We start from the raw sequence: 24378 nt of genomic DNA, 5'->3' as shown, positions 1-24378 counted from the left end.
GCCCCACGCTTTCAGATGCTTCAGAACCGCAGCGTCGCCGTCAGCATCGCCGCACGTGGTGCGCCGGCCTGCAAGGTGGCGAACTGGCCCTGCGGATCGTTGGCGATAAAGCCATTGGTACCGATCGAACCGAAGTATTTCTTGTTCGCCAGGTTGGTCACGTTGAGCGCGAGCTTCAGATCCTGCAGCACACCGATCTTGCCCACATCGTAAGCCGCCGCCGCGTTGAAGGTCCAGAACGAAGGCACCGAAGCGTCATTGGTATAGGTGTAGTAGCGCTTGCCGGTGAAGTTGGCCGACATGCGCAGATCCCACGGACCGGACATCCAGGCCAGTTCGGTGAAGAACAACTGCTTCGGGCTGTCGACCACGGTCTTGCCCTTGGTCGGCACTACCACGCCACCATTCAAATAATCGTCGTCATAGCGAGCGCGGTTGTACGAGATCGAGTTGTTCCAACGCAGTTGCTGGGTCAATTTGAAATTGACCGCCAGCTCGGCGCCGCGGCTGGTCACCGAACCCACGTTGGCGTAGGCGCTGGCGCAACCGACAATGCCGGCGCACTGCGAAATCGTCAGCAGGCGATGGTCGAACTTCACGTCATACACGGCCAGCGATGCTTCGTAGAAGTCGCTGACGCTACGCACGCCGCCTTCGATCGTGCGCGACTGTTCCGGCTTGAGCTGCTTGCCGAACGCATCGAAAGCCACCTGGGTGGTTGCCAGCGGGCCGTTAACGCCGGCCTGGAACGCGGCAATATTCTTCGCGTACGAGGCAAACACTTCGTAGCCATCGCCGAGCTTATAGCTGGCGCCGACCTGCGGCAGGAAGTTCTTCTTGGCGGTCAACTCGCCATTGGCATAGCTCTTGACCGTGCCCCCCAGCGCTTTCGCCTTGACCGTGGTGTCCGGCGCCTTGAAGCCGACATCCACCGACAAACGGTCATCCATGAACTTCATGTTGTCTTGTATGTAGAACTGCTTGGTCGTGGTTTCGTAGTGCTGATAAAACACACGGATGTCCGGGTTCGTCATGAACTTGCGATCATCGATCGGGCCGTTGACGAAGTAATAGTTGCGCTGCACGTTGTGGTTGCTGTCCTCGTACCACACGCCGGCTTCCACATGATGCGCGCCGATCTCCCAGTTCAACGCGGCGGTGACACCGGCGCGGTCGATGCCGTACTCGGTGGTGCGCAACGAGATCGGCACTTCCTGCGGCGTGCCCGGAAACGACGCCTGATACGGCGTGAACCAGTGACCCTGGCCACGATCGGTGTGGTAGTAGCCGGTGGCCTTAAAGCGCAGGCCTTCGGCCAGCGCAAAGTCGCCGAAGACACTGCCGATGCGGTCTTTACGCACGCCACGGCCGGCGAAGTACGCGTCGTCGGGGTTATTCACGCCGCCGGTGTAGATGCCCTTGGCCGCATTGACCGAGCGCTGCCAATCCGGCGCGTAGTTGTCCCAGTTCCAGCCCAGCCGATGCAGCATGTCTTTCGACAAATCTTGATAGTCGGTCTCGTCGCGGTCCGAGGTGGTCAGCATCGCGCCGATGCGGTTATCACCGAAGTCGTATACGGCCTTGGTGTTGAACTGCATCTGCTCCTGCGCGCCATCGCCTTTCCACTTGTCCACCGTGGAATAAGCACCCGACACATACATGGCGAAGCCATTGTGGTCGCCGGTATCGACGCGCACAAAGGTACGCCTGGCGCTGTCGTTGCCGATGCCCTGCGCAAAGGTGACGCCATAGTTCGGCGTCGGGTCCGACGAGTAGAACTGCACCGCGCCACCCAGATCGCTGGTGGAGGCCGTGCCCAAGGCACCGATACCTTCGGCCAGCTCGATGCTGCCGAGGTTCTCCGAGATCAAGGCGCGGCTGATATGCAGGCCGTTGTTATTGCCATAGCTCATATCGCCCAGCGGAATACCGTCCAGGGTGAAACCCAGGCGGCTCTGATTGAAACCGCGCAAGCTGATGCGCGTGGACCACTCATAAGCACCGAACGGATCGGCCGACTCGAAATGCACGCCCGGCTTGCTCTGCAACACCTTCAATGGACTGGTGCCCGGCGGCAAGATCTTCACGTCGTCGGCGCTGATGCGCTGCACCTGGCGCGACTCGCCCTGGCCGATTACCGACACAGATTCAAGCGTCTTGGCCTTATCGGCCGCGGCATCTGCGGTGTCCGCTGTAGCAGCGGCGCCAGCCGGAGCAACTGCACCAGCGGGGACGTTGTCTTCAGCCAGCGCCACGCCGTTGAACGCGGCGAGCAGCGCCAAAGCGAGGCCGGTTTTACGTATGAAAATCCTACGAGCAGACATGCTTATCCTTCGCGCAGCCGTCCGCATTCGCGGCACGCCACGACATTTAGTGAGAGAAATCGAAGGCCACCCCAAGGCCATTCGCACAAGGATGGAGGGGTTTTGTGAAAGTTTCTTTACTCGCGTGTGTCAACCGTAAACATACTTTTCACATTTACCGCAACGCGCTTGAAACGCGCCGCCATCTCATGGCGAGAGCAGGGCTTTGCCTTGTGCTTGCGGCAGGCTCACACCCAGCAAGCTCGCCAGTGTCGGCGCGATATCGCGCATGTCGATCTCACCGAGATTTTTCCCGGCAGGCACGCCCTTGCCCGCGAGCAAGAAGGTCGAACGCATCGCCGGCAGCGCCGGATCGTAACCATGCATGCCGCGGTAATGACTGGGCGAAGGCAGCGGCGTATCCGGCTTGCCAGCCATCTCGTAGCCAGTCTTGAACAACACGAACCAGCTCGCCTGCGCCGTGCCGCCTTGCGCCACCAATTGAGTGTGATCGAGTACCCGATCGATGCCGTAAGCCGAATCAGCTTGCAACTGCGAGAGCAAGGCCAACACCTTGGCCTTCAACTCGGCATTGTCCGGCTCGCGCAATACAATCGCTGCGCTGCCGCCGTCGTTCCACGGCATCGCCTGCCAATCGGTAACCAGGCCATCTTTCAAAGTAATCAGACCTGCCTTGATAAAAGGCATATACAGATTCACGTCCTGCTGCACCGGCAAGAAACCATGATCGGAGACCACCGCCACTACGCCATCGGGATGCACGCGCTGCGCGGTGGTCACGAGGTTGCCGATCAAGCCATCGATCTTCTCCAGCACGGCGCGCGAGGCCGGTGTATCGGGTCCGCTCATATGCTGCTCGTGATCGAGCGCGGTGAAATAAGCCGTCATGAATTGCGGCTTATGGGTTTGCAGCAATTGCACGGCGAAACGCGCGCGGGTCTCGTCGCCGGCCATGCTCTCGTCCATGCCATCGGCATACGCGCCGAGATCTTTCTCCATGTCCGGCAGTAAACCGGGGGTGGCCAATACCGCGAGCAGCTTGCGGTCATCGGCCAAACCGGTACGCCAGATCTGCGGCAGGTTCCAATCCACCGTCGCGCCCACGCTCACCGGCCAATGCACATTCGCCGTGCTCAAACCCGCCGCATGCGCCGCGTCCCACAGGGTCGGCACGCGAATATCGCTGCTATACCAATACCAGCCCTGCTGATTCTTGTTGGTGGGGTCGAACGTGAGATTGCCGCCGATACCATGGCGCTCCGGCGAAACACCGGTAATCAAGGTGGTATGGCTGGGATAGGTCAGGGTCGGCAGCACACCGCGCACCTGGCTGGCATAAGCGCCCCGGCTGAGAAAGCGCTCCAGGTTGGGCAACTTCAAACCATGCTTTTTTGCTTCCAGCACATCGGCCGGGCGCAGACCATCGATGGAGATAAGCAGCACCGGTGTAGCACTCGCCGAGGCTACAAAAGCGAGGGCAAGAACAGCGATGGCGAGGCGACGCATCGAATGGCGCATAGGTTTACTCATGCTGTAAATGATTGGCGGAGGAGCGCCAGCCGCAACTGACGCCCCTCCCCCTCAAGATGGTCCGACACCAGGGTTCAGCGCTGATCGAGCGCTTTGCGTCCAAGCGCCGGGTCGTCGGTAAAGAACGCATCGATACCGGCATCCAGATAAGCGCGGATCTCGGCAATCGAGCCGGCCTCGTTAAAGGTCTTCGGATCGCTGCCCTGCTGGAAGTTCTTCGCCTGGAAGTAATTCTCCGGGCGGAAGGTATACGGATGCAGCTCCAGCTTGGCCGCGTGCGCATCGCGCACCAGGGCGGTCGGCTTGCCCAGTGTGCCGTCGGCGGCGAGCGGAATGATCGAGCGGATATTCGGCCCGATCGCATCGGCATAGGTCGCCACTTCGCGCAACCCGGCCGGTTTCATCATCTCGCCGAAAGTCAGCTTGCCGCCGCTGGCAGTCACGTCATAGGGCTGCTCTTTGACGTCGCCGTAAAGCTGCAGCAGACGGATATTCTGATGATCCTTGCCGAGCTTGCCGCGCAGATAACGCAAGTTGGCAATCTCGAACGACTGAATCTCTACCGGCGCCGTGCGGGTGTACGAATGGGCGGCGAGAATGGCCAGCACGCGGTCTTCCATCGGCAAGCCGATCTTCTGGAAATAGGTACCGTGCTTGATCTCGGGAATGATGCCGACGACACGCCCTTGCGTAGCCGACTCGGTGGCGACGAACTCGATGATGTCTTCCAGCGTGGGAATCTGAAACTCGCCGTCGTATTGCGTGCTGCGAAACTGCGGTAACCGCTCGCGCGCGCGCAGCGTCTTCAATTCGGCCAGGGTGAAGTCTTCGGTAAACCAGCCGGTGACCTTTTGACCGTCAATGGTCTTGGTCGCCTTGCGCCCGGCGAACTCCGTGTGGCTGGCGACATCGGTGGTGCCGCTGATCTCGTTCTCGTGGCGTGCCACCGGCACGCCATCCTTGGTCATCACCAGATCGGGCTCGACGAAATCCGCGCCATCGGCAATCGCCCGGCCATACGAGGCCAGCGTGTGCTCCGGCCGCAGCGCACTGGCGCCACGGTGGCCGATCACCAGCACTTTGCGCGCCAGCGGTTTGACGTCGAGGGAATGATCGGTTGCGTGTACGGGAGCAGCCATGGCCAGCGATCCAATCGCGAGAAGTGGTGCCAGCCAGCTTAAAGGTTTCATCGGGTGATTCCGTAGTGATGGACGTGCAAATCTTGCCGCAAGATTTACCCCCTCCCAGCCTCCCCCTGCAAGCAGGGGGAGGAGCTAAAAGCCAGAGCTCGCCTCAGTCAGCTCCCTCCCCTACTTGTAGGGGAGGGTTGGGGAGGGGTCAGCTCTTAGAACTTCACGTCCAACGTAAGAAAGCTCTGCCGTGGGGCACTTGCATGAAACGCCAACTGACGGCCGTTCGGATCGATATTGGCAAACGCAGTGAGGTTGGAAGCGTAGCGTTTGTCGGTCAGGTTGGTGATGTTCAACGACAAACGCACGTCCTTGGCAAAGCTGACCGCACCGAAATCGTAGCCGGCACCGAAATCGAACGCGGTGTAGCCGCCAAAGCCCTGATCGTTGGTGTAGGTGTAGTAGCGACCGCCGGTGTACTTGCCGCGCAGGCTCACGTTCCACGGGCCATAGGTCCAGTTGATCTCGCTGGCGAACATGCGCCGCGGCGTATCGACCGTCACCCTGCCCTGGGTCGGAATCACCACGCCATTCTGGGTGAAGTTGTTGTCGTACGTGGAGCGGTTGAACGAGGCCGAGTTGTACCACTCGAAATGCTCAAGCGGCTTCCAGATAAAGCTGAACTCGGCGCCATGGCTGCTCACCGAACCCACGTTGTAGAAGCGCGTGGTGCACGCCGGCGTGGTGCCCTGCTGAATGCTCGGGCACGGGTTGAGCGAAAGTAGGCGGTTGTCGAACTTCACGTCATACAAGGCCACCGATGCCTCGAAATCACGCTGCACATAGCGATAACCGCCTTCGATCGTGCGCGATTGCTCCGGCTTGAGGTTGCCCTTGGTCGCATCGTAGGCCGCCTGGGTCACCAGCAACGGACCACTGGCACCGCCGCCCTGGAACGCCGCGATGTTCTTGGCGTAGGAGAGGAACAGCTCCTGCTTATCGTCGATCTTGTAGCCCAGGCCAATCTGCGGCAATAAAGTCTTGCTGGCCTTGAGCGTGCCATTGGCCACCGGCGCTTCGGCCATGATGTTGCCCGCATTGCGCGCGGTCATCGTGGTGTGCGGGCTCTTCACGCCGATGTCCACACTGAGCTTATCGTCGAACAGCTTGAAGCTGTCTTGCAGATACGCCTGGCGCGTGGTGATGACATAAGCCTGGCTGAATAGGCGCCGGTTGGGATCGCTCAGATAGGTGTCGTCGTTGATCGGGCTGCTGATCCAGTAGAAATTGCGCTCGACGTTGTGATGGTTCTGCTCGTACCACACGCCACCTTCCAGATGATGGCCGCCGATTTCCCACGCCAGCGAGGCGATCGCGCCGTTGCGGTTGATCTTGTAGTTGGTGCTGCGGATCGAGATCGGCAATTCCTGCGGCGTGCCCGGATACGACTTTTGTCCCGGCGACCACCAATGGCCCTGCCCGGCGTTCTCGTGGTGATACACCTGCGCATGCACAGTGACGCCGTCGCTGGGGAAAAAATCGCCGGCGAGATAATACAAATCATCGCTGCGCAAGGCGCGGCTCTGATAGTAAGCATCATCGATATTGTCGACGCCGCCGGAAAAACCACAGCGAGCATCCTGCTTGCCCTTGATGGTGTATACCGGCGCGCAATAAGCCGCCGACAATGCCCGCTTCCAATCGGGCGCATACAGATTCCAGTCCCAGCCCAGGCCGCGCGACATGCCGCTCTTGGACAAGTAAGCGTAGTCGGCCTGCGAGGTGCGCGAGGTATCGGCAAACGCGGTAATGCGGCCACCATCGAACTGATACACGCCCTTGGCGTTGAACTGCTTGGTCGACGTCGGCGAATTCGGCTGCGCCCACATATCGGCGGTGGCGCGGATGGCCGACAGATACATCGAGAAGCCGTGGTAGTCGCCGCTATCCAGGCGCAGATAGGTGCGGCGGTTTTGATCGGTGCCGAAGGTCTGTCCGAAACGACCGCCGAAGGTCGTCGCCGGATCATCGGAGTAATACTGAATGGCGCCGCCCAGATTGCTGGTCGATGCCGTACCCAGGCCGCCGATGCCCTGCGCCAGCTCGGCGCCGCCGAAGTTTTCGGCAATCAAGGCACGGCTGATATTGAGACCGTTGTAGTTGCCGTAGGCGTTGTCGCCCAGCGGCAGACCGTCCAGCGTGTAGCCCAGGCGCTGGCCATTGAAGCCGCGCAAGCTGATCGTCTGCGACTCTTCGTTCGCGCCGAAAGCATCGTTGGATTGCACGTTCACACCGGGCATGCGGTTAAGCACTTTCTGGATGCTGGCACCCGGCGGCAACACGGCGACATCTTTCACGGTAATACGCTGCACCTGCCGCGTTTCGCCCTGGCCGATCACCGATACGGTTTCGAGATTTTTTGCAGCATCGGTCTTGGCCGGCGCGGCATCGGCAGCGACCGGCGCATCGACTTCGGTGGCCGCAGCCGTATAGCTCATGGTGGCGAAAGCCACGGCCATCGCGGCCGCAAGCATGGTTTTCTGTATCACGTGAAGCTCCTGAAGCTCTGAGAATCCGGCGTAAGTACGTGCGGATAGCTCAGCATCATGAAATTTTCACATGTCTTTTCTTTGACACTTTGGTTACGGGTTGGTGTGGGGCTTGGTTTCGTGTTGGAAACTTGTGGGGGGGTGTGGCTAGGTTGGTCGCCTGCGGCGGGCTTTCGAACCCCTGCCGGGGTCCGAGTCACTTTCTCTTGAGTGGCCAAGAGAAAGTAACCAAAGAGAAGGCCACCCCGGTGAGTCGCCCTTCGGGTACGTGAGGGTCGGCCGGGCTTTTCGACAGGGCTTCCTGCCCTGGCGAAAAGGCATCGACATCCATGTCGATGCCCCTGCGGGCCTTGTCGTCCAACCCTCACCGACGCACAGGGGCCCCAAGGTCAAAAACCAACGTCAAAAGCAGCGAGCGTTGTGCTCCTCCCCCTGCTTGCAGGGGGAGGCTGGGAGGGGGTGCAACCTTGCCGCAAGCCTTCACCCCTCCCCAACCCTCCCTGCGACCGAAGGGAGTCCCTTTTTCGGGACTCGCAGGGGAGGGAGTCAATCTCAAGGCTTCGCCGGCACACTCGCCCGCTGCAGCCATGCCTCATACGTCGGCCGATCCACCGGCACACCCTCGGCATTGCAACTACCTAGCTGGCACAACTCGGCACGTAGGCGCGGTGCATGCTGCACGATGATGTGGAAGATCGCGTTTTGCTCTAGCTCGCCATGGAACGCGGCCGCACCCGGCCCGTTAGCGAAGATCGCCACGTCTTCGCCGCCATGCGTTTCCGACTTCAGTGGCACGATGGACTCCTGCATATAGTTCGGCTCGGTCGTATCGTGTTTGTGCAGATCGGGGCGGCCTTTGACGATTTCCTGGTATTCACTGGGACTATGCGGATAGCGCTTGGCGCCCTCTGGCTGCTTGTCGCTGGCGCCGGTATAGCCCGGACCATTGGCAAACCCCAGCGTGGTGTAAGGCTTGCCGGTGGCATCGTGAGCGAGGCCCGCACCACCCTCCTCGTCATAACTATCGGTATGTCCCTGCACCAGCCCGAGGATATCGTTGCCACGACGCGGATAGCCGGCAAAGGTCATCGTGTGGCTGTGATCGGCGGTGACCACGATCAAGGTATTGGCCGGGTCGGTGTTTTGCAGCGCTGCTTGCACCGCATCCGAGAACGCAATCGTTTCATCCAGGGCGCGATAGGCATTGCCCGCGTGCAGGGCGTGATCGATACGGCCGCCCTCGACCATCAAGAAGAAACCATTCGGATTCTGCTTAAGCACCTCGATCGCGCTACTCGTCATTTCGGCCAGACTGGGCTCATCCGCTTTTTTCTCGATGCGCTCATGATCGAAGCTCATATGCGATGGGTTAAACAAACCAAGCAAGCGCGGCGTGCGCGAAAGATCCAGCGCCTTCAGTTGCTGCGCATTCCATACATAAGCGCCATCGGGATGTTTGGCCTTCCATTCGGCGAGCAAGTCGCGGCCATCCAAACGTTGTCCGACTTTATTCGGATAGCCCGGATCGGACTCGCCGGCCGACATGAACTCCGTGCGGCCGCCGCCCATGGCCACGGTAAGCCCGTTGCGCGAGGGGAAATCGATCAACTGAGCGGCGAAATCCTTGCAGCCGGCCGCCTTCGCCGCCGCACTCAATTCGGCATCCACCTCCCAATTGCGCTCAGGCAGATGGCCATAGGTGGCCGCCGGTGTGGCATGAGTGATTCGTGTGGTGGTGATCGCGCCGGTGCTCATGCCGGCATTGGCCGCCAGCTCCAGCGTAGTCACCAACTCTTGCCCGCGACTGGCCGCACAATCCTGACGCTTAGGTAGCTGCGATACGCCGATAAAACCAGCACGCGTCTTCACACCCGTCATGATCGCCGTCATCGTGCCGGCCGAATCCGGCGTCTGCTGATCGGTTTCATAAGTGCGGCTCAGCGCGCTGAACGGAAACTGCTCGAAGCTCAAGCGATAACTCTCGCCATCCACACCCTTGCGCTGACCGGCCAATACATGCGCCGCCGCAATAGTGGGAATGCTCATGCCATCGCCGAGAAAAACGATCACGTTCTTCGCCTGCTGCCCATGCGTATTCGCCTGCGTCGATGCCAGCGCCGCCTGCGCCGCGCCATTACGGAACCACCATTGCGGCGTCTCGCCACCCGGTCGCTGGATAGTCGGCACATCGATAGATGCCGTGCGCGCCACCGGCGAAGTACCACTTTGACTGGCGCAGGCACTCAACAAAGCAACAGCGGCGACCCACAAACTACGGCGCACAAGCGGCAACGAATGATTCATCAGACAACCCTTTGCATCGGCTCAACATCGTGAACCGCCGATGATAGCCCAGGCATATGACGTGGATTCGCGGCGCACACATTGGGGTGAAGATAGGTTGGGGTGAGCAAAGCGAACCCCAACGTTGCGCCACGTGAGGCATCACCTCTATTTCAAGCCAGCGCCTAAAGCGACTTTAGAAATGCAATCAGATCCGCACGCTCTGTCGGCGAGAGATGCAAGGGCACGATCAGACCGTTGTAATGATGCGGAGGGGCGACTGAGCCGCGCAACGTATCGTAGTAGTCCACCACCTCTTCGATGGATTTGTACTTGCCGTTATGCATATAAGGGCCGATCTCGTTGAGTTGCAGCAGCGAAGGGGTTTTGAATGCGCCCCACATTTCCTCGGACAATCGAAAGCGGGTAATCGCCCCGGTGGGTGAATAATTGGATGTCGCCAACTGGTTATAGGGATTGTTCGCCATGGCTTTGACGGCGCCATACCGGCCTGGATCGGAGATGTCGGCCTCCTTCAGATCGCCGATGCCGATGTTGTGAAACTGATTGTCGGTCATGTACGGGCCGTAATGGCAGGTGGCGCATCGGCCACTACCGGCGAAAACGATGGCGCCACGAAAAGCCGCGGGATTCTCCTTCGCCGGATCGCGCTGACCCAGGGTAGCCGCCGACCAAAGATTCTCCGGGTACGGAATCGCCCGAACGAATTGCGCGATCGCATGAGCCACGCAAGCAAAACTTCGATCTACCGCGCGCCGGTCGTCCAGCGACATACGCTCATAGATGGAGCGATAGCGACGGCTGGACAACTGCTCGTTGCCGATATCGTTCAACTCGCTCAGCAACCGAGTATCTGGGCGGCAATCGGTAACGCCTGAATCGGGATTAGCGCTGAACTTGACCGCGAGCAGGCGCGACCCATTCATTTCGACGGGATTCTCCAGCACCTCCATGACCTGGGCTTCGAGTGAGTTGGCGCGGCCGTCCCAGAACAAGAAACTCGCCTGGCCGGCGGCGTTGAGGCTTGGCACGGCGCGCTTGTCTGGCTCGCCGGCAGCCGCCGCAACAACCGACCCTGTCCACGCCTTTCCCGGTTCATGACAACTTGCGCATGATCGCTTGGCGTCTGCGGACAACCGCGCATCGAAGAACGGGCCGGCTCTGGCAACCGGATCGTGCCGCAGGGCGGGCACATTATCCTTCGTCAAGCCCAGGGCATTAAGCACGTCGCTCAACGGGGCGGTTTGTGCCGCCACCTGGCCGGCGAAGAAGCACATCCCTATCGCCAACAGCCAGGCATGGCATCGAAACGATGTCATTGCACCTCGATCCCGATATCGGCAACGCTGGTTTGATTACCTGCGCCCAGAATAAGTCGCAGGCGCCACCTTCCGCGCATGGTCGGCGCAATGCCCTCGACGCGACTCTGGCAGAGTCCGTTAGCCATCACCCGAGGCGAAGAGTCGGCACCGTGTCCGTGTTGCGGCATCTCCAGAACGGCCTCCGTCACTTGCGCGCAAGCACCTTGGCTATTTGGTGTCAGCCGTACATCCAACGCCCCTTCCCTACCGATGCGAAAGTCCGTGGATGGACCGAATCCAACGGTCCAAACACCATCGCTGGAACTCACCTGCATGGCCTGCGCACTGATGGATGTCGCTGCTGTCGTCGCCAACAGCGACATCGTGCCTATCGCCACCATGGCGCGAAAGGTCATGGCCGGACTGTATTGACGACGGCATTCTCGATTCCGAACGTTTTAATGAACTGGCCTTCGGGATCGAACATCTGCGCGCGATGATTGCCGAAATCAATCACCACCAACGTGTTATCGGCCAACTGCGCGACACCCTTGGGTTTGTAGAACTCACCAGGGCCGGTGCCCCAGCGTCCCCATTGTTTGATGAACTGGCCTTGTTCGGTAAATTTCTCCATGCGCTGCCCACCGACATCAGACACGTAGAGGTAGCCGTCATGACCGGAGCAGATCCCGAAGGGCAATACGAACTTGCCTGGCGTGCTTCCCGCGCCGCCGATTTGCATTAAGAATTTTCCGGCGATGGAAAATTTAACGACGCGGTAGTTGTAGTGGTCCACGACAAAAATGGCTTTGCCGTCCTTGGAGAACGAGAAATCAAGCGGATTGCTCAGGCCTCCAGAGGCTTTGTCGGTACCACCGATGACGGCATTGATCGAGTAATCCGCATTGAGCGCCAAGATGCGGTTGTTCTCGGGATCGGCGACAAACAGCCGGCCGTCCGGGCCGACCCGAATAGCGCTTGGTTCAATAACCGGTTCGACCGCCGGTCTCCCCATCCGCTCCATCCGTGGGTCCGCTTTCATGGCGATCTGATGACTTGCCACAAATTTCAAAGATTGCGGCGCATTCGGCGTACCCGATAGCACGTTACCCGTCGGGCTGATATTGGCCTTGGCGGTCTTGGCGCCCCTGTCCACGGCCGCCGTGTCGATCGAGAACTCCTGGATGCGATGATTGCCCGAATCGCTTACCAGTAGCCGGTTCGCAGCTTCGTCGAGCGCGAGACCCGATGGCCGGGTGAACTGGCCGGGAAGATGCCCCTCGCCACCGATGATCTCGGCGAGTGAGGTTGTCTGGCCATCCAAATGAAATAGCAGAATGGCGTGTGTGTCCGGCTCGGAAACGGCGAGAAGCGATGCGCTTGCCGATGCCTTGGAGCCATAGTGGAACTTGGTGCCTTTCTCCCACCAGGCCGAATCGTTGACGTTGCGCACTTCCGATACGCCACTCAGCGAAAAGCGCTGAAAACGACTTTCGAAAGGTTCACATACGGCCAGACTGCCATCGGATGGCGATATCGAGATGCTGGTGGGGTAATGAACCCGCCCCGCCCCCTCGTGCGCCGTGGGTGGGTGGCGGCCGAATTGATACTTGAAGGATCCATCGAGGCCGAACGCCTCGATACGATGGTTCAATAGATCGGTGATATATACCGTGTTATCCGGTCCAACCGCGATATCACTGGGATTGGCGAGAAAACCCTTGAATGACCCCCAGGATCCCCAGACCGCCTTCTTCGCAAAATGGCTGTCGTAGGTTTGCACTCGATTGTTATACGTATCGAGTACCAGCAGGTCGCCATTGGGGGCGAAAGCAACGCTTTCTGGGCTGTCAAACTCACCCTCGTTGCGCCCGTACTTTCCAATGATGCGTTCCAATGTACCGTCACGCTGATAAACCAGTACGCGGTTATGCCCCGAATCGGCAACCGCGATCAGATTGCCGGCAAGGGCGATTTTGCCGCCATCGAATAGCTTTTCATTGGCCTTGTCGCCACCAAAGCGTTTAAGAAGATGCCCGTCAGCATCGAATTCCAGCAATCGCTCCGAATGACGATCAACGACGAAGATATGGCCATCGTCGCTCATTGCTGCTGAGAAGGGCAGCATCTTTGATAGCGCAATGCCCTTCTCATCGTAGAGATGCTTCACGCTCAGGTTATGCGTCGAGAAATCGAAAATCTTGACGGCATTGTTCTCGAAATCCGAGATCAGCAATTGACCTTGCGGCGTGTGCCTGCAGGTGTAGGGATCGTTGAGATCAGCCTCTGCATAACCCCATGATTTGTATTCATAGGTAGGCTTGACGATATTGGGATATTTAAGCTCATCCGGCGGTGCCGGCAGCTCGCCCGCCAAGCAGATACAAGAGAAGGTGGAAAGCAGCACTAAAGAACGAGTTAAAGCACGCATTGGCCTGCTCCTCGCAGAGAAGTTACCGATCGATCCCCAACAGTCATCGCCGCTAGTCGCGGGTTACTGAAGCTATCAACAAGTCTTCCGTTATTTACTATAACGTCATCGATATTCGACATAGGAGGGGGTTATGCGGCCAACATTTATAATTTTTATTATTTTTAGGTGATAATCACATAATCATCACCTACCCGAATTAATCTGAACAAAACCCCGCACCGCGCCGGCATGGCCGTCCAAACCGCCTCAACGTCCGGTAGGTTGGTGGTGAGCGAAGCGAACCCCAACATGGCGCCAATAATGTTGTTGGGCATCACTTCGTTCAGCCCAACCTACGCCAATCGTCAGAGCTTGATATACCAGCGTCGCCGATCCATCACGTAGACGATCATCCACCACACGGCGACAAAGACCACGGCGAATGTCAGTGATGCGATATACGGCCCGGCCAGCGGCGTGATCCAGCCAGCGAACAAGTGTTGATACAGCGGCTCCTGCCAGCCCAGGCCCGGCAACAGGATCTGCATCAGCTCGGAACCTGCATAAGCGGCCACAGCATTCACACCGAAGCGGCGCCCCAACGCGGGCCAGTCGCGCTGATCGATTAACCAGTGAAACAACAACATCGCCAAGGTGGCCCAACCGGCGCACCACAACACAAAGGATGGGGTCCACAGGTTTTTATTGAACGGAAGCGCCAGTGACCACAGTGCGCCTAGCGCTAATGCAGCGATGCCGGCGAACAGCAGTGGCTTGAGTTTGTTTTCGCGTAGCGAGCGACCGGCGCATAGACCCAGCAAACTGGTCGCCAGCGATGGCAGTGCGCCAAGCAAGCCTTCGGGATCATGGCCGCGCCCGCTGGCGGGGTCGATTTGATAGACGAAGCGGCCGAACAAAGCGCTATCGCTGCGGCTGACCAGATTGATCCATGGCTCCAATGAACCGCCCAGCGCGAGCAAGCCCCAATAGCCGAGCAGGATCGCAACGATGGCGCTCCATTGCGTGCGCGGTCGCGTGTAAATGGCGAACAGCGCCGTACCGGCGAAGCAAAGGCCGATACGCTGCAATACACCCGGCAAGCGCAGATGTACGCCGGGCATGATGAGCCAAGCCAATACATTGATAAGCAGGCCAAGCGCGACGATGCGCAATGCGCGCATCAACGCGGCGCGGGTCAGCACCGACGGGTTGGCGCCCTGATTGACGCGCGGCTCCATGCCCAGCGCGATCGAGACACCCACCACGAACAGAAAAAATGGAAACACCAGATCGGTCGGTGTGCAGCCATGCCATAGCGAATGCTCCAACGGCGCATACACATGGCCCCAATCGCCTGGGTCGTTGACTAGCAGCATCGCGGCCACGGTACAGCCGCGCAGTGCATCGACCGAGGCGAGGCGGCGGGTCACGGTTTAGCGGCCTTCGCTACCTGGCCTGGGATCAGCGTCACCTTATCGATGGCATACAAGGGGCCGTTGGTCGGCGCGGTAAAGATCAGACATAAATCGTGCACGCCCTGCCTGGGCAACAACGGGCCTTCCAGGGTGAAATCGCGTGAGCCATCGCCGGGTAATGGCAGCGTGGTCAACAGCGGGCCATCGCAGTTGCCTTGATGCACCAGCAACTCTCCATGCGGCGTGCTGGCCGGGTGCGATTTCACCAGCTTGGCTTCGTGCGCCAAGGCATAGTTGCGTGGCAGGCGCGCAGCTTGCACGCTGATCGAGGCGACCCCATCCAGGCGCGCCTGGCGATACAGCCTGCAGGCGTCGAAGATGTTGACGTTGTAAGCCGGCGCCTGCGAGGTAGCATCGGGCATCGGCTGCAAGCGCAGGGTGAAGTCGCTGCCGGGGCAATTGACCAACTCGCCGCTGTTGCGGCCAAGCAAGCTGTCCGTATCGAGCGCACGTTGCCGTGATGCCGACAGCGCGCTGCCATCCGCGGCGAAGGTAGCCACCTTCAACACACCCGGCATCGTCACATCGAGCGGTTTGCTATAGAGGGGCGAGTTTAGGCCCGGTGTGCTGCCGTCGAGTGTGTAGTGCAATGCGCCGTACTTGGCCTGATTGGTCAGCGTGACACGGGCCTTGCCGCTGGCCAGCGCCGCGTTGCGATCAAGTTCGAACACCGGTGCGAAAGCACTGTCGGCCACGTTGATATTCTGCTGACCGTAACGCACGAACTGCGCCGGCAACCGGGACAGAAAATTGCTCCAGTTGCGCTTTGCAACGGGCGACCATGCAGCCTCGGCTACCGCATCCAAACGCGGAAACAGTGCATGCTGCACATGGCTGATCGTCGGCAGATGCTCGGTCCATACATTGGCTTGCAAGCCGAGCACATGCTTCGCCTGCGCCGCATTAAGCTCTTTCGGCACCGCCTCTAAACCGTAGACCTTGGCCAGGCTGATCGGCGGCAGGCGGCCGGAGAGTTCGTCGTCGCGGTCGCTTTGTACGTTGTCGAAATACAGATCCGGCGCCGCCGACAGCACCACGTCGTGACCTTGCCTGGCCGCATCGATGGCGCCCTTGCTGCCGCGCCACGACATCACGGTGGCGCTTGCCGGCAGGCCGCCTTCGAGGATTTCGTCCCAGCCGAGCAAGCGGCGGCCGTGTTGGTTTAGATAAGTGCCGAGCTGCCCCATAAACCAGCTCTGCAAGGCGTTTTCGTCTTTCACACCCAGCGCGCGCATCTTGGCCTGGATCGCCGATGACGCCTGCCACTGGTCCTTGACGGCCTCGTCGCCGCCCAGATGGATATAGGTGGATGGAAATAAATCCATCACTTCGTCGAGTACGTTCTCGACAAAACGCAGGGTGGGATCATCCACGTTATAGAGATAAGGATTAACACCCCAATCGGGCGATACCGGCGGACGCTTGCCGGTCACGCCCAGCTCGGGATAGGAAGCCACCGCTGCTTGTGCATGGCCCGGCAAGTCGATCTCGGGCACCACGGTAATTTGCCGCTCGGCGGCATAGGCCACGATGTGGCGAATCTGATCCTGGGTGTAGAAGCCGCCATAGCGCTGCGGCGATTGATCGCTTTGCTCGTTCAACCCATCGCGCCAGGCACCGATCTTGGTTAGTTCGGGGTAGCGCTTGATCTCGATACGCCAACCCTGGTCATCGGTGAGATGCCAATGAAAGCTGTTGAGCTTGTGCGCGGCCATTTGATCGAGCAAGCCCTCGATCTCTTCCACCGACTGCATATGCCGCGAAGAATCGAGCATCATGCCGCGCCAGCTAAAACGGGGCTCGTCGCGGATATGCAGCGACGGCACGCTCACCTCGCCACGTCGGCCGTTCGGCGTCAGCAATTGCCATAACGTGACCGCACCATAGAACAGCCCCGCATCATCGCGCGCGGCGATACGGATACCTTTCGGCGTGACATCCAGCGTGTAGCCCTCGCGATTGTTTATCGAGGCGTCGCGCTGCAGGGTGATGGCGGCGCCGGTTGCCGGGCTTTCACGTACCTGCAAGGACAAACCACGGCTGTGCTCGGCCAGGCCGACCAGGTAGTTCGCCGCGTGCAGCGCCGCTGCATCGCCGGGGGGAACCACGATAGGTGTTTGTTCGTTGACGCTGAAGCTGCCATCGGCACGCGTCAATTGTGCCGGCATGGGGATCAGCTCCACGCGGGTATCGGCGGCCTGTGCGAAGGCCGTGACACTGCATAGGGCCAGGCAAAGAAGAAGGCGAAGCTTGCTCATATCGGATCTCGGCATGATGCGTTGAAAGTGAAGCATAAGGCGTCGCTGCTGCTTTCACTGCGTGTATTTTCGCAAGTCCGTACCCCTCCCCAACCCTCCCCTGCGAGCAGGGGAGGGGGTAGTACGCGGCTGGTTTTGTTTTACCTATCCCTCAAAAAACGGACCTGGCAAGGGGTGCCAGGTCCGTGGGGAGAGAAGCCATCGGCTTCAAAAGCTGTGCTTAGAACTTGAAGTGAACATTGGCCATGTAGCGACGGCCGGTGGTGTATTTGCCGGCGACGACTTCCTTGGTGCCCAGGTACTGGAAGTACTTTTCATTGAGCAAATTCATGCCATCCAGCGATAGCGAGAAGTTGTCGTTGAATTTCCAGCCCAGGCTGGCCGACAGCTCGGTGTAGTCGTCCACGGTGGCCGGCGGCGCACCGGCCACGTAGCCGCCCGCCAGGTACTTGGCGCGCCAGCCATAAGTGATGCGCGCCGATAGCGGGCCGCGCTCGTAGTACGGGCTGAGATTGACCGAGTGCTTAGAGTTGTACGGCAAACCCTGGTTCTTGCTATTGCTGCCCAGCGAATAGGTGTAGTTGCTGGACATGCCGAAACCGCTATCGCCGAACGGTTGTTGATAGCTCAGCGTGAAGCCCTTGATGTTGGCGCCACCGGCATTGACCGGACGCAACACGCTGTAGTCGCAGAAGCCGCCGGTATCGCAGTTGCCCAATTTGCCGTTGATATAAATCGTCTGGTAATTGGCCGGGTTACTGGTGTGCATGGAGTTGTACTGGCGCTCCACCACGGCCACGGTGTCGATGTAGTTCAACACATGCTTGTAGAACACTGACGCGGCCAGTACCGATTGATCGGCGAAGTACCACTCGGTCGACAGATTGAAGTTGTAGGACTTGTACGGGTCGAGGTTGGAGTTGCCGCCGGTGCCGGTCAGCGTGTCGTCATTGAGGAAGCTGTTGTGCAGAAGCTGGTTATACGGTGCCCATGCCATCACCTTGGCCCCGGCAAAACGCAACACGACGTCTTTGTCCAGGTCATAGGCGATGTTGAACGAGGGCAGCCAGTCGTTATGTGTTTTCTTGCTGGTCTGCCACCAGGCCGCCGGTGCCGGCAATACCGGTGTGCCAAGGAAGTTGAAGCTGGAGCCTTGGATCTCGGTGCGCACATAGCGCACGCCGAAATTGCCATGCAGCGTGTCGGTGGCGAAATTCATCTGGCCGTAGAGCGCGGTGGATTTCTGCGACAGCTTCCAGGTGTTGTCCAGATACGACGCCGGATCGGGGTTGGCGTAATCGAGCGGACTGCCGAGCACCCAGCTACGAATCGCACCGGCGCTGTTCTGGATGTGGTACTTCATGTCCGGCGCAAAGCCCGAAAAGGCATTCATGGTGTCGGCGTAGCTGACGCCACCCACCTGGGACATATCGGCCGGCGTCACGCCGCCATAGACATTTTCGGTGAAGTCTTCGTTGTGCTTGGCATAGCGCGCGCCAATCAACAGCTCGTTGAATGGGCCGTCGAAATCCTTGCTGAAATCGACCTGGCCGTAGACGTCTTTGGCGTGCGCCGGAATCTTGCCGTAATTGCCGAGCCAGTTGCCATCGGCCACCCAGTTCTTCGGATTGCGGGCGGCAGCCGAGTTGTCGAAGGTCTGGCCTTTGTTGATGTCCCAGCTATAGCCGCCGTAGAAAGTCGGCTCGGTAAAGGCTTGCGAATTGTTTTCGTCGGCGGCCTTGCTGATGCCGGCCTGGCCGGTCAGGCTCCAGCCCTCGCCTTTGTAAGCACCTTTCAGGTCGAGACCCTTGGTGACCACGGTGGACTGCCGCACCAGGTTATCGATGTAGGTACGTACCGGACCCGCACAACCCACGGTATCGCTGCCGCAGGAGTGACCGCTTTGCACCACGCCATTGCTGACGCCGCCGAGGCTGGTGATATTGGTGCTGCCGGTTTGGCTGGTGAAGCCGTACATCGACTGGTTGAAGTTGTCGAAGCGCTCTTTGATGTAAAGCGCGTTGAGGTTGAACTCCAGCTCGTGCGTGGGCTTGTACTGCAGCCCCAAGGTCACGCTGTTGCGCTTACGCTGCTGCTGAAAATAAGCCGCGTTGATTTCCTGCGGCACCTGGTCGCCGGGCTTGAGCGAGCCGCTGGCCAGCTGCGCCGCTACCGCCGGATTGCCGGAAAAGTCGGACACCGGCTGGTAACCGAAAACTTCGATGCCTTGGCGATCTACTTTTTCTTCGTAATGCGAGCCGGAGACGGCGATGCCGAAATCATTGGCCGCGTTTTTCCAGCTATACAGCACCGAAGCATTGGGTTTGCTTGAGCTGGCCTGGTCGTTATAGGTAAGGCCGACCGAACCGCTGACGGTGTTTGCCGCCATATCCAGCGGCAGGCGCGTGTGCATGATGACCGTGCCGCCGATGCTGCCCTCGGGCAGGCGCGCTTCCGATGATTTATAGACCTCCAGGCGGCCGAGAATTTCCGGCGCCAGCAAGGTGTAATCGAAGCCGCGATTGGGCTGCTCGCCGTACAACCATGCGGTCTGCGCCACCGGATGGCCGTCTAGAAAGGATAGGTTGAGACTGGGATCGGTGCCGTCGATGCTGACGCGCTCGCCCTGGCCGAAACGGCGGTCGATGGTGACGCCGGGCATCTGGGCCATCGCCTCGGCGACGTTGGTACTGGGGAATTTGCCGATGTCTTCGGCGGTGATCGCATCGACGACGGCATTGGCATTGCGCTTGGTGTCCAGCGAAACGGCCAGGCTTTCGCGGATGCCGGTAACGGTCACTGCGGCCAGTTCTTTGGCTTTGGCCTGGTCGGCCTTGTCGGTTTTTTGCTTGCTCTCTTGCCTGGCTTCTTGTGCGTTGCTGTCTTGCGAGTGCAGCGATCCGCTTAAACACAATCCGGTGATGATGCTCATCGCAAGCAATGTCTTACGTAACTTCATGATTTCCTCCCCCTCAGAGGTAAACGACGATCGTTCTTGGTGATGTGCCGTTCCGTGCCAGTGACCGTCCCTGATACGAAGCGGGCGTCCCCCCGGACGCCCGCTTCGCGTGTTGCGCTGTGCAATTACAGGTTGACGTGAACCGTCGCCATGTAACGACGGCCGGTGCTGTAGTTGCTGACCGGAAGATCCTTGGTCTGCAGGTACTGCACGTACTTCTCGTTGGTCAGGTTCATGCCGTCGAGCGTGAACAAGATATGGTCGTTGAGCTTGTAGCCGAGCGATGCACCGACCTCGCCGTAGCTGCCCGTGGTGGACGGCGGCGCACCGGCGATGTAACCACCGGCGAGGTAGCTGCTGCGCCAGTTGTAATTGATGCGGGCACTGAATGGACCCTTCTCGTAGTACGGGCTGAGCGAGTAGGAGTTCTTGGAGCTGTACGGCAGCGCGCCGCCGCTGTCGAGCGTGGCGTCGGCATAGGTATAGCTGGCGGTCACACCGAAACCGGTATCGGCAAACGGCTGCTGATAGCTGAGGCTGACGCCCTTGACCTTGCCCTTGCCGGTATCGCGCGGACGGCTCACCGAATAGCCGCAGAAGCCATCGGCCGTGCACAGACCCTGCGCAACCTGCTTGGAGAAGGTGGCCGGGTCATTGTCCTTGGCCGAGTTGTAGTGCTGCTCAACGGCGCTGTCGACGAACACGTAGTTGCTGATCTTCTTGTAGAAGCCGGTCACCGCCAGCACTGACTGCGGTGCGAAATACCATTCCGCCGCCAGCGAGAAGTTGTTCGACTTGTACGGATTGAGCTTGGCGTTGCCGCCGCTGCCGGTCAGCACGGTGTCATTGAGGAACAGGTTGTTGACCTGCATGTTGTACGGCGCGCGGGCAACCACCTTGGCCGCGGCGAAACGCAGCAGCAGGTCATCGCGGACGTCGTAGGCTACGTTCAACGACGGCAAGACGTCGTTATGCGTCACCGAGGCGGTCTGCCACCAACCGGCCGGCGGCGGATAGATCGGCACGCCGCTGTAGTTGTAGCCGCTGCCGTCGGTCACCGTGTGCACATAGCGTGCACCGAAGTTGCCGTGCCATGCGCCGCTGGCGAAATCGGCCTGCGCATACAGCGCCGTGGTTTTTTCGATCAGCTTCCAAGTGCCATTGAGGAACGAGCCCGGATCGTTCTTGCCGCTATTGGTCGAACGTACCCAGGCCCATTCTTTGCCCGAATCCGGCTGCACATGGTTGGCCGAACCGTCGAGCGCGCCCGAGAAAGAGCCAAGGATATTGGTAAGACCATCGGTGCCGAGGTTGGCCAGCGAGATCGGCGAGTTACCGCCGTACACGTGCTGCTCCATGCTCTCTTCGTGACGGTTGTAGCGAACACCGACCAGGAGCTGATTGACGATGCTGTCGAAGTCTTTGGTGAAGTCGAGCTGGCCATAGATATCCTTGGCCTGCGCATTGAAGACGCCGTAGTTGCCCGGCCAGCCGCCCAGGCCTGGGGTATCGCCGATATGCCAGTTGGCCGGATTGCGTGCGGCCTGCGGGCTGTCGAAGGTGAAGCCGTTGCGGATATTCCAGGTATAGCCGCCGCCATACACCGGCTCCATCACCGCCTGCGCCATATCCTTGTTGTCGGCTTTGCTGTAGCCAGCCGCGCCGCCGATGCTCCAGCCGTCGCCCCGGTAGGTGCTCTTGAGATCGAAGGCGGTGGTCTTGACGACCGATTTGCGCACGTTGCTATCGAAGGTGTTCTGCGCGATATCCGGGCAGGTCGGGCTGTCGGTTTTGCCGCAGACATGACCGCCGGTGATGACACCGTTCGCGCCCTGGTTGAAGCTGGTGATGTTACCGGGCGTGGCGCCGGTGAACGGGTACAGCGACTGGTTCCAGTTGTTGAAGTTCTCGCGCACGTACAGGCTATTGAAGTCGATATCCCAATGATCGGTCGGCCGGAACTGCATGCCGAGGGTCACGGTGTCGCGCTTGCGATCCTGCTGGAAGAAAGCCGAGTTGACCTCGTCGGGCACCTTGGCGTTCGGGTTCAATGAGCCATTGGCGATGCCGGCGGCCACGGCCGGGCTGGACGCCCATTTGGAGACCGGGCTATAGCTGAAAATCTCGAAGCCCTGGCGATCGATCTTCTCTTCGAAATGCTGCGCCGAAGTGATGATGCCGAAGGTGTTGTCGCTGTTCTTCCAGCTATACAGCAACGATGCGGCCGGACGATTTTTCTTGGCCTGGTCGTTGTAAGTGACGCCGAACGAGCCGCGCAGCGTGTTCGCTTTCAGATCGAGCGGCTGCAGGGTGTGCAGCAAAATGGTGCCGCCAAGACTGCCTTCGGTCAGACGCGCTTCGGGCGACTTATAGATTTCCAGGCGGCCAACCAATTCGGGCGCCAGCATGGTGAAGTCAAAGCCGCGATTGGGTTGCGCGCCGTACTGCCATGGCGTCTGCGAAATCGGCTGGCCATTGAGAAAGGTCAGGTTGAGGCTGGGATCGGTGCCATCGATGCTGACGCGGTCGCCCTGACCGAACTGACGGTCAATGGTGACGCCCGGAATCATGGTCATCGCCTCGGCCACGTTGGTGTTCGGGAACTTGCCGATGTCCTCGGCAGTAACCGCTTCGATCACGGCATCGGCATTGCGCTTGGTGTCCAGCGACTTCTCAAGGCTGGCGCGAATACCGGTAACGGTGATGCCCTGCAGTTGGGTTGCCCTGGCCTCTTCGGCCTTTTGCGCGGCGGTCTTGGCCTTGCCGGTGGTCTGCGCGCTGCCCTGTGTCGTGCTGTTTTGCGCACTATCCTGGGCAAATGCGGTAGCGGACATACACAGGCCGGCGACGATGCTGGCGGCTAGTAGCGTTCGATGAAACGACATGTTGCGGTGTGACATGGTGGTCTCCCCTCAAGGGTGAAACGTTGGCGGTTGGCTAGCTGGGTTTGCACCCGTTATTCAAAACGTCATGCTCAAAAACATCGGGCCGAAAACATCTGCCTATAAACGTCAGGCCCAAAACATCTGGCATTGCTTAGCTATTTGGCGCAGCGTTCTCCCGTGTAGGGGATGGCCGGCCATCCAGATACAAGCCGGCGGCGCCGATCACCCCGAGCTGGCCGTGCTCCATCAGCCTTACGGGTACCTGTTGCAAAAAAGGGCGCATCACACCCTTGTTGAAAAAACGCTCGGTAAAACGGCTGCTCAACAGCAGATCGCGGATCTGCGGCAGGATGCCGCCAGCTAGAAATACGCCGCCGCGCGCGCCGTAAAGCAAAGCGAGATCGCCGACAAAACTGCCGAGCAGACCGCAGAACACTTCTACCGCTTCGACGGCGGCTTCATCACTGCGCGCTATCGCGGCATCGGTAATGTCGCTGGGTTGGACCAGCGTGGCCGCATGCCCGCGCAAGTTGCAGATCGCCTGATAGAGATTGCGCAGGCCGGGGCCGGACAGCGCGTCTTCGAACGAGACATACGTGCGCTCACGCGCCAGCAAACGCAGAATTTCAATTTCGCGCTCGTTGCCCGGCGCCAGCGTGATCTGCCCCGCCTCGGTCGCCAGCACCGTCGCATGCGGCTGACCGGGCAACAGCACCGCCGAACCCAGGCCGGTACCCGGCCCCATGACCAGGACCGGCCCCACCATCGGCGGCGCATCGGTCTCGATAATGGCCACGGTATCGGCGGCGGTAAGAAACTGGGTGGCATAAGCCACCGCTTCAAAATCATTGATGACCGCGAGCCGGTCGATACCCAGGCTGGTGCGGATATCGCGAATCGACACCGGCCAAGGCAGATTGTCGTTGACGATGGCGTCGCCCAGCACGTAACCCGCACTGGCTACGGCGCATTGATCGACGCGCCCGGTTACCCCGAGCCGGTCGACGAAATCTTTCAGCACGGCAGTCAGGCTCGGCCATTCCGCACAGGCGTAGCGCTGGTATTCGAGCACGGTGACCGGATGGGTGTGGTCCAGCCGCTGCGCCACCAGACCAACGCGTGCATGCGTGCCGCCGACATCCGCCGCGAGAAAGATCTCGTCCACGGATACCGCTTTTCTTGCGCTGCTGTGGTTAACCACGTCGGCCACGCTCATTTCCCCCGTCACATCTCCGTCACGTTCTTGTAAA

The 24378-nt window shown here is 59.8% G+C and carries 13 protein-coding genes; all 13 read right to left on the bottom strand.

Annotation, left to right across the window (positions count from 1 at the left end; all coding sequences use genetic code 11):
• Positions 1-20: 20 nt before the first annotated feature.
• Complete coding sequence (locus DVJ77_RS15630) at positions 21-2324, bottom strand: TonB-dependent receptor (protein WP_114846447.1); 2304 nt, start codon at positions 2322-2324, stop codon at positions 21-23.
• Between the two features lie 186 nt (positions 2325-2510).
• Positions 2511-3854, bottom strand: coding sequence for an alkaline phosphatase family protein (locus DVJ77_RS15625; RefSeq protein ID WP_225428035.1), 1344 nt, complete (start codon positions 3852-3854; stop codon positions 2511-2513).
• Between the two features lie 74 nt (positions 3855-3928).
• The gene (locus DVJ77_RS15620; RefSeq protein WP_114846568.1) at positions 3929-4993 is read right to left on the bottom strand and encodes a glycerophosphodiester phosphodiesterase; all 1065 of its coding nucleotides are present in this window, start codon (positions 4991-4993) and stop codon (positions 3929-3931) included.
• A 206-nt stretch (positions 4994-5199) separates the two neighbouring features.
• The gene (locus DVJ77_RS15615) at positions 5200-7482 is read right to left on the bottom strand and encodes a TonB-dependent receptor (RefSeq protein ID WP_114846567.1); all 2283 of its coding nucleotides are present in this window, start codon (positions 7480-7482) and stop codon (positions 5200-5202) included.
• Positions 7483-8085: 603 nt separating this feature from the next.
• Positions 8086-9837 (bottom strand): alkaline phosphatase family protein, encoded by a 1752-nt coding sequence (locus DVJ77_RS15610; RefSeq protein ID WP_114846446.1) that lies wholly within the window; start codon positions 9835-9837, stop codon positions 8086-8088.
• Positions 9838-10001: 164 nt separating this feature from the next.
• Positions 10002-11156 carry a cytochrome-c peroxidase gene (locus DVJ77_RS15605; RefSeq protein WP_114846445.1) on the bottom strand — a complete coding sequence of 385 codons (1155 nt, stop codon included), beginning with the start codon at positions 11154-11156 and terminating at the stop codon, positions 10002-10004.
• Complete coding sequence (locus tag DVJ77_RS15600) at positions 11153-11554, bottom strand: hypothetical protein (protein ID WP_114846444.1); 402 nt, start codon at positions 11552-11554, stop codon at positions 11153-11155. The genes DVJ77_RS15605 and DVJ77_RS15600 overlap by 4 nt, the downstream gene beginning before the upstream one ends.
• Positions 11551-13569, bottom strand: a complete 2019-nt coding sequence (locus DVJ77_RS15595) for an NHL repeat-containing protein (protein WP_114846443.1) — start codon at positions 13567-13569, stop codon at positions 11551-11553. The genes DVJ77_RS15600 and DVJ77_RS15595 overlap by 4 nt, the downstream gene beginning before the upstream one ends.
• Positions 13570-13916: 347 nt before the next feature.
• A complete protein-coding gene (locus DVJ77_RS15590) occupies positions 13917-14981 on the bottom strand; it encodes an acyltransferase family protein (protein ID WP_114846442.1) in 1065 nt (354 codons plus the stop codon).
• A complete protein-coding gene (locus DVJ77_RS15585; RefSeq protein WP_114846441.1) occupies positions 14978-17284 on the bottom strand; it encodes a family 20 glycosylhydrolase in 2307 nt (768 codons plus the stop codon). The genes DVJ77_RS15590 and DVJ77_RS15585 overlap by 4 nt, the downstream gene beginning before the upstream one ends.
• A 220-nt stretch (positions 17285-17504) precedes the next feature.
• Positions 17505-20243, bottom strand: a complete 2739-nt coding sequence (locus DVJ77_RS15580) for a TonB-dependent receptor (RefSeq protein WP_114846440.1) — start codon at positions 20241-20243, stop codon at positions 17505-17507.
• A gap of 125 nt (positions 20244-20368) precedes the next feature.
• Positions 20369-23128 carry a TonB-dependent receptor gene (locus tag DVJ77_RS15575; protein WP_114846566.1) on the bottom strand — a complete coding sequence of 920 codons (2760 nt, stop codon included), beginning with the start codon at positions 23126-23128 and terminating at the stop codon, positions 20369-20371.
• 151 nt (positions 23129-23279) lie between these two features.
• Positions 23280-24338 (bottom strand): glucokinase, encoded by a 1059-nt coding sequence (locus tag DVJ77_RS15570; protein ID WP_225428033.1) that lies wholly within the window; start codon positions 24336-24338, stop codon positions 23280-23282.
• Positions 24339-24378: the final 40 nt, after the last annotated feature.

The sequence above is a fragment of the Dyella tabacisoli genome (assembly GCF_003350925.1).
In the GTDB taxonomy this organism is placed as follows: Bacteria; Pseudomonadota; Gammaproteobacteria; order Xanthomonadales; family Rhodanobacteraceae; genus Dyella_C; species Dyella_C tabacisoli.
Note: the sequence above shows the minus strand (reverse complement) of the source record. Positions and strands in the feature narration are given on the sequence as shown.

Excerpts from the sequence above, each read along its gene's own strand:
- DVJ77_RS15580 (WP_114846440.1), bottom strand. The coding sequence starts at position 20,243 with ATGAAGTTACGTAAGACATTGCTTGCGATGAGCATCATCACCGGATTG.
- DVJ77_RS15595 (WP_114846443.1), bottom strand. The coding sequence starts at position 13,569 with ATGCGTGCTTTAACTCGTTCTTTAGTGCTGCTTTCCACCTTCTCTTGT.
- DVJ77_RS15625 (WP_225428035.1), bottom strand. The coding sequence starts at position 3,854 with ATGAGTAAACCTATGCGCCATTCGATGCGTCGCCTCGCCATCGCTGTT.
- DVJ77_RS15630 (WP_114846447.1), bottom strand. The coding sequence starts at position 2,324 with ATGTCTGCTCGTAGGATTTTCATACGTAAAACCGGCCTCGCTTTGGCG.
- DVJ77_RS15610 (WP_114846446.1), bottom strand. The coding sequence starts at position 9,837 with ATGAATCATTCGTTGCCGCTTGTGCGCCGTAGTTTGTGGGTCGCCGCT.
- DVJ77_RS15620 (WP_114846568.1), bottom strand. The coding sequence starts at position 4,993 with ATGGCTGCTCCCGTACACGCAACCGATCATTCCCTCGACGTCAAACCG.
- DVJ77_RS15585 (WP_114846441.1), bottom strand. The coding sequence starts at position 17,284 with ATGAGCAAGCTTCGCCTTCTTCTTTGCCTGGCCCTATGCAGTGTCACG.
- DVJ77_RS15575 (WP_114846566.1), bottom strand. The coding sequence starts at position 23,128 with ATGTCGTTTCATCGAACGCTACTAGCCGCCAGCATCGTCGCCGGCCTG.
- DVJ77_RS15600 (WP_114846444.1), bottom strand. The coding sequence starts at position 11,554 with ATGACCTTTCGCGCCATGGTGGCGATAGGCACGATGTCGCTGTTGGCG.
- DVJ77_RS15615 (WP_114846567.1), bottom strand. The coding sequence starts at position 7,482 with ATGAGCTATACGGCTGCGGCCACCGAAGTCGATGCGCCGGTCGCTGCC.
- DVJ77_RS15605 (WP_114846445.1), bottom strand. The coding sequence starts at position 11,156 with ATGACATCGTTTCGATGCCATGCCTGGCTGTTGGCGATAGGGATGTGC.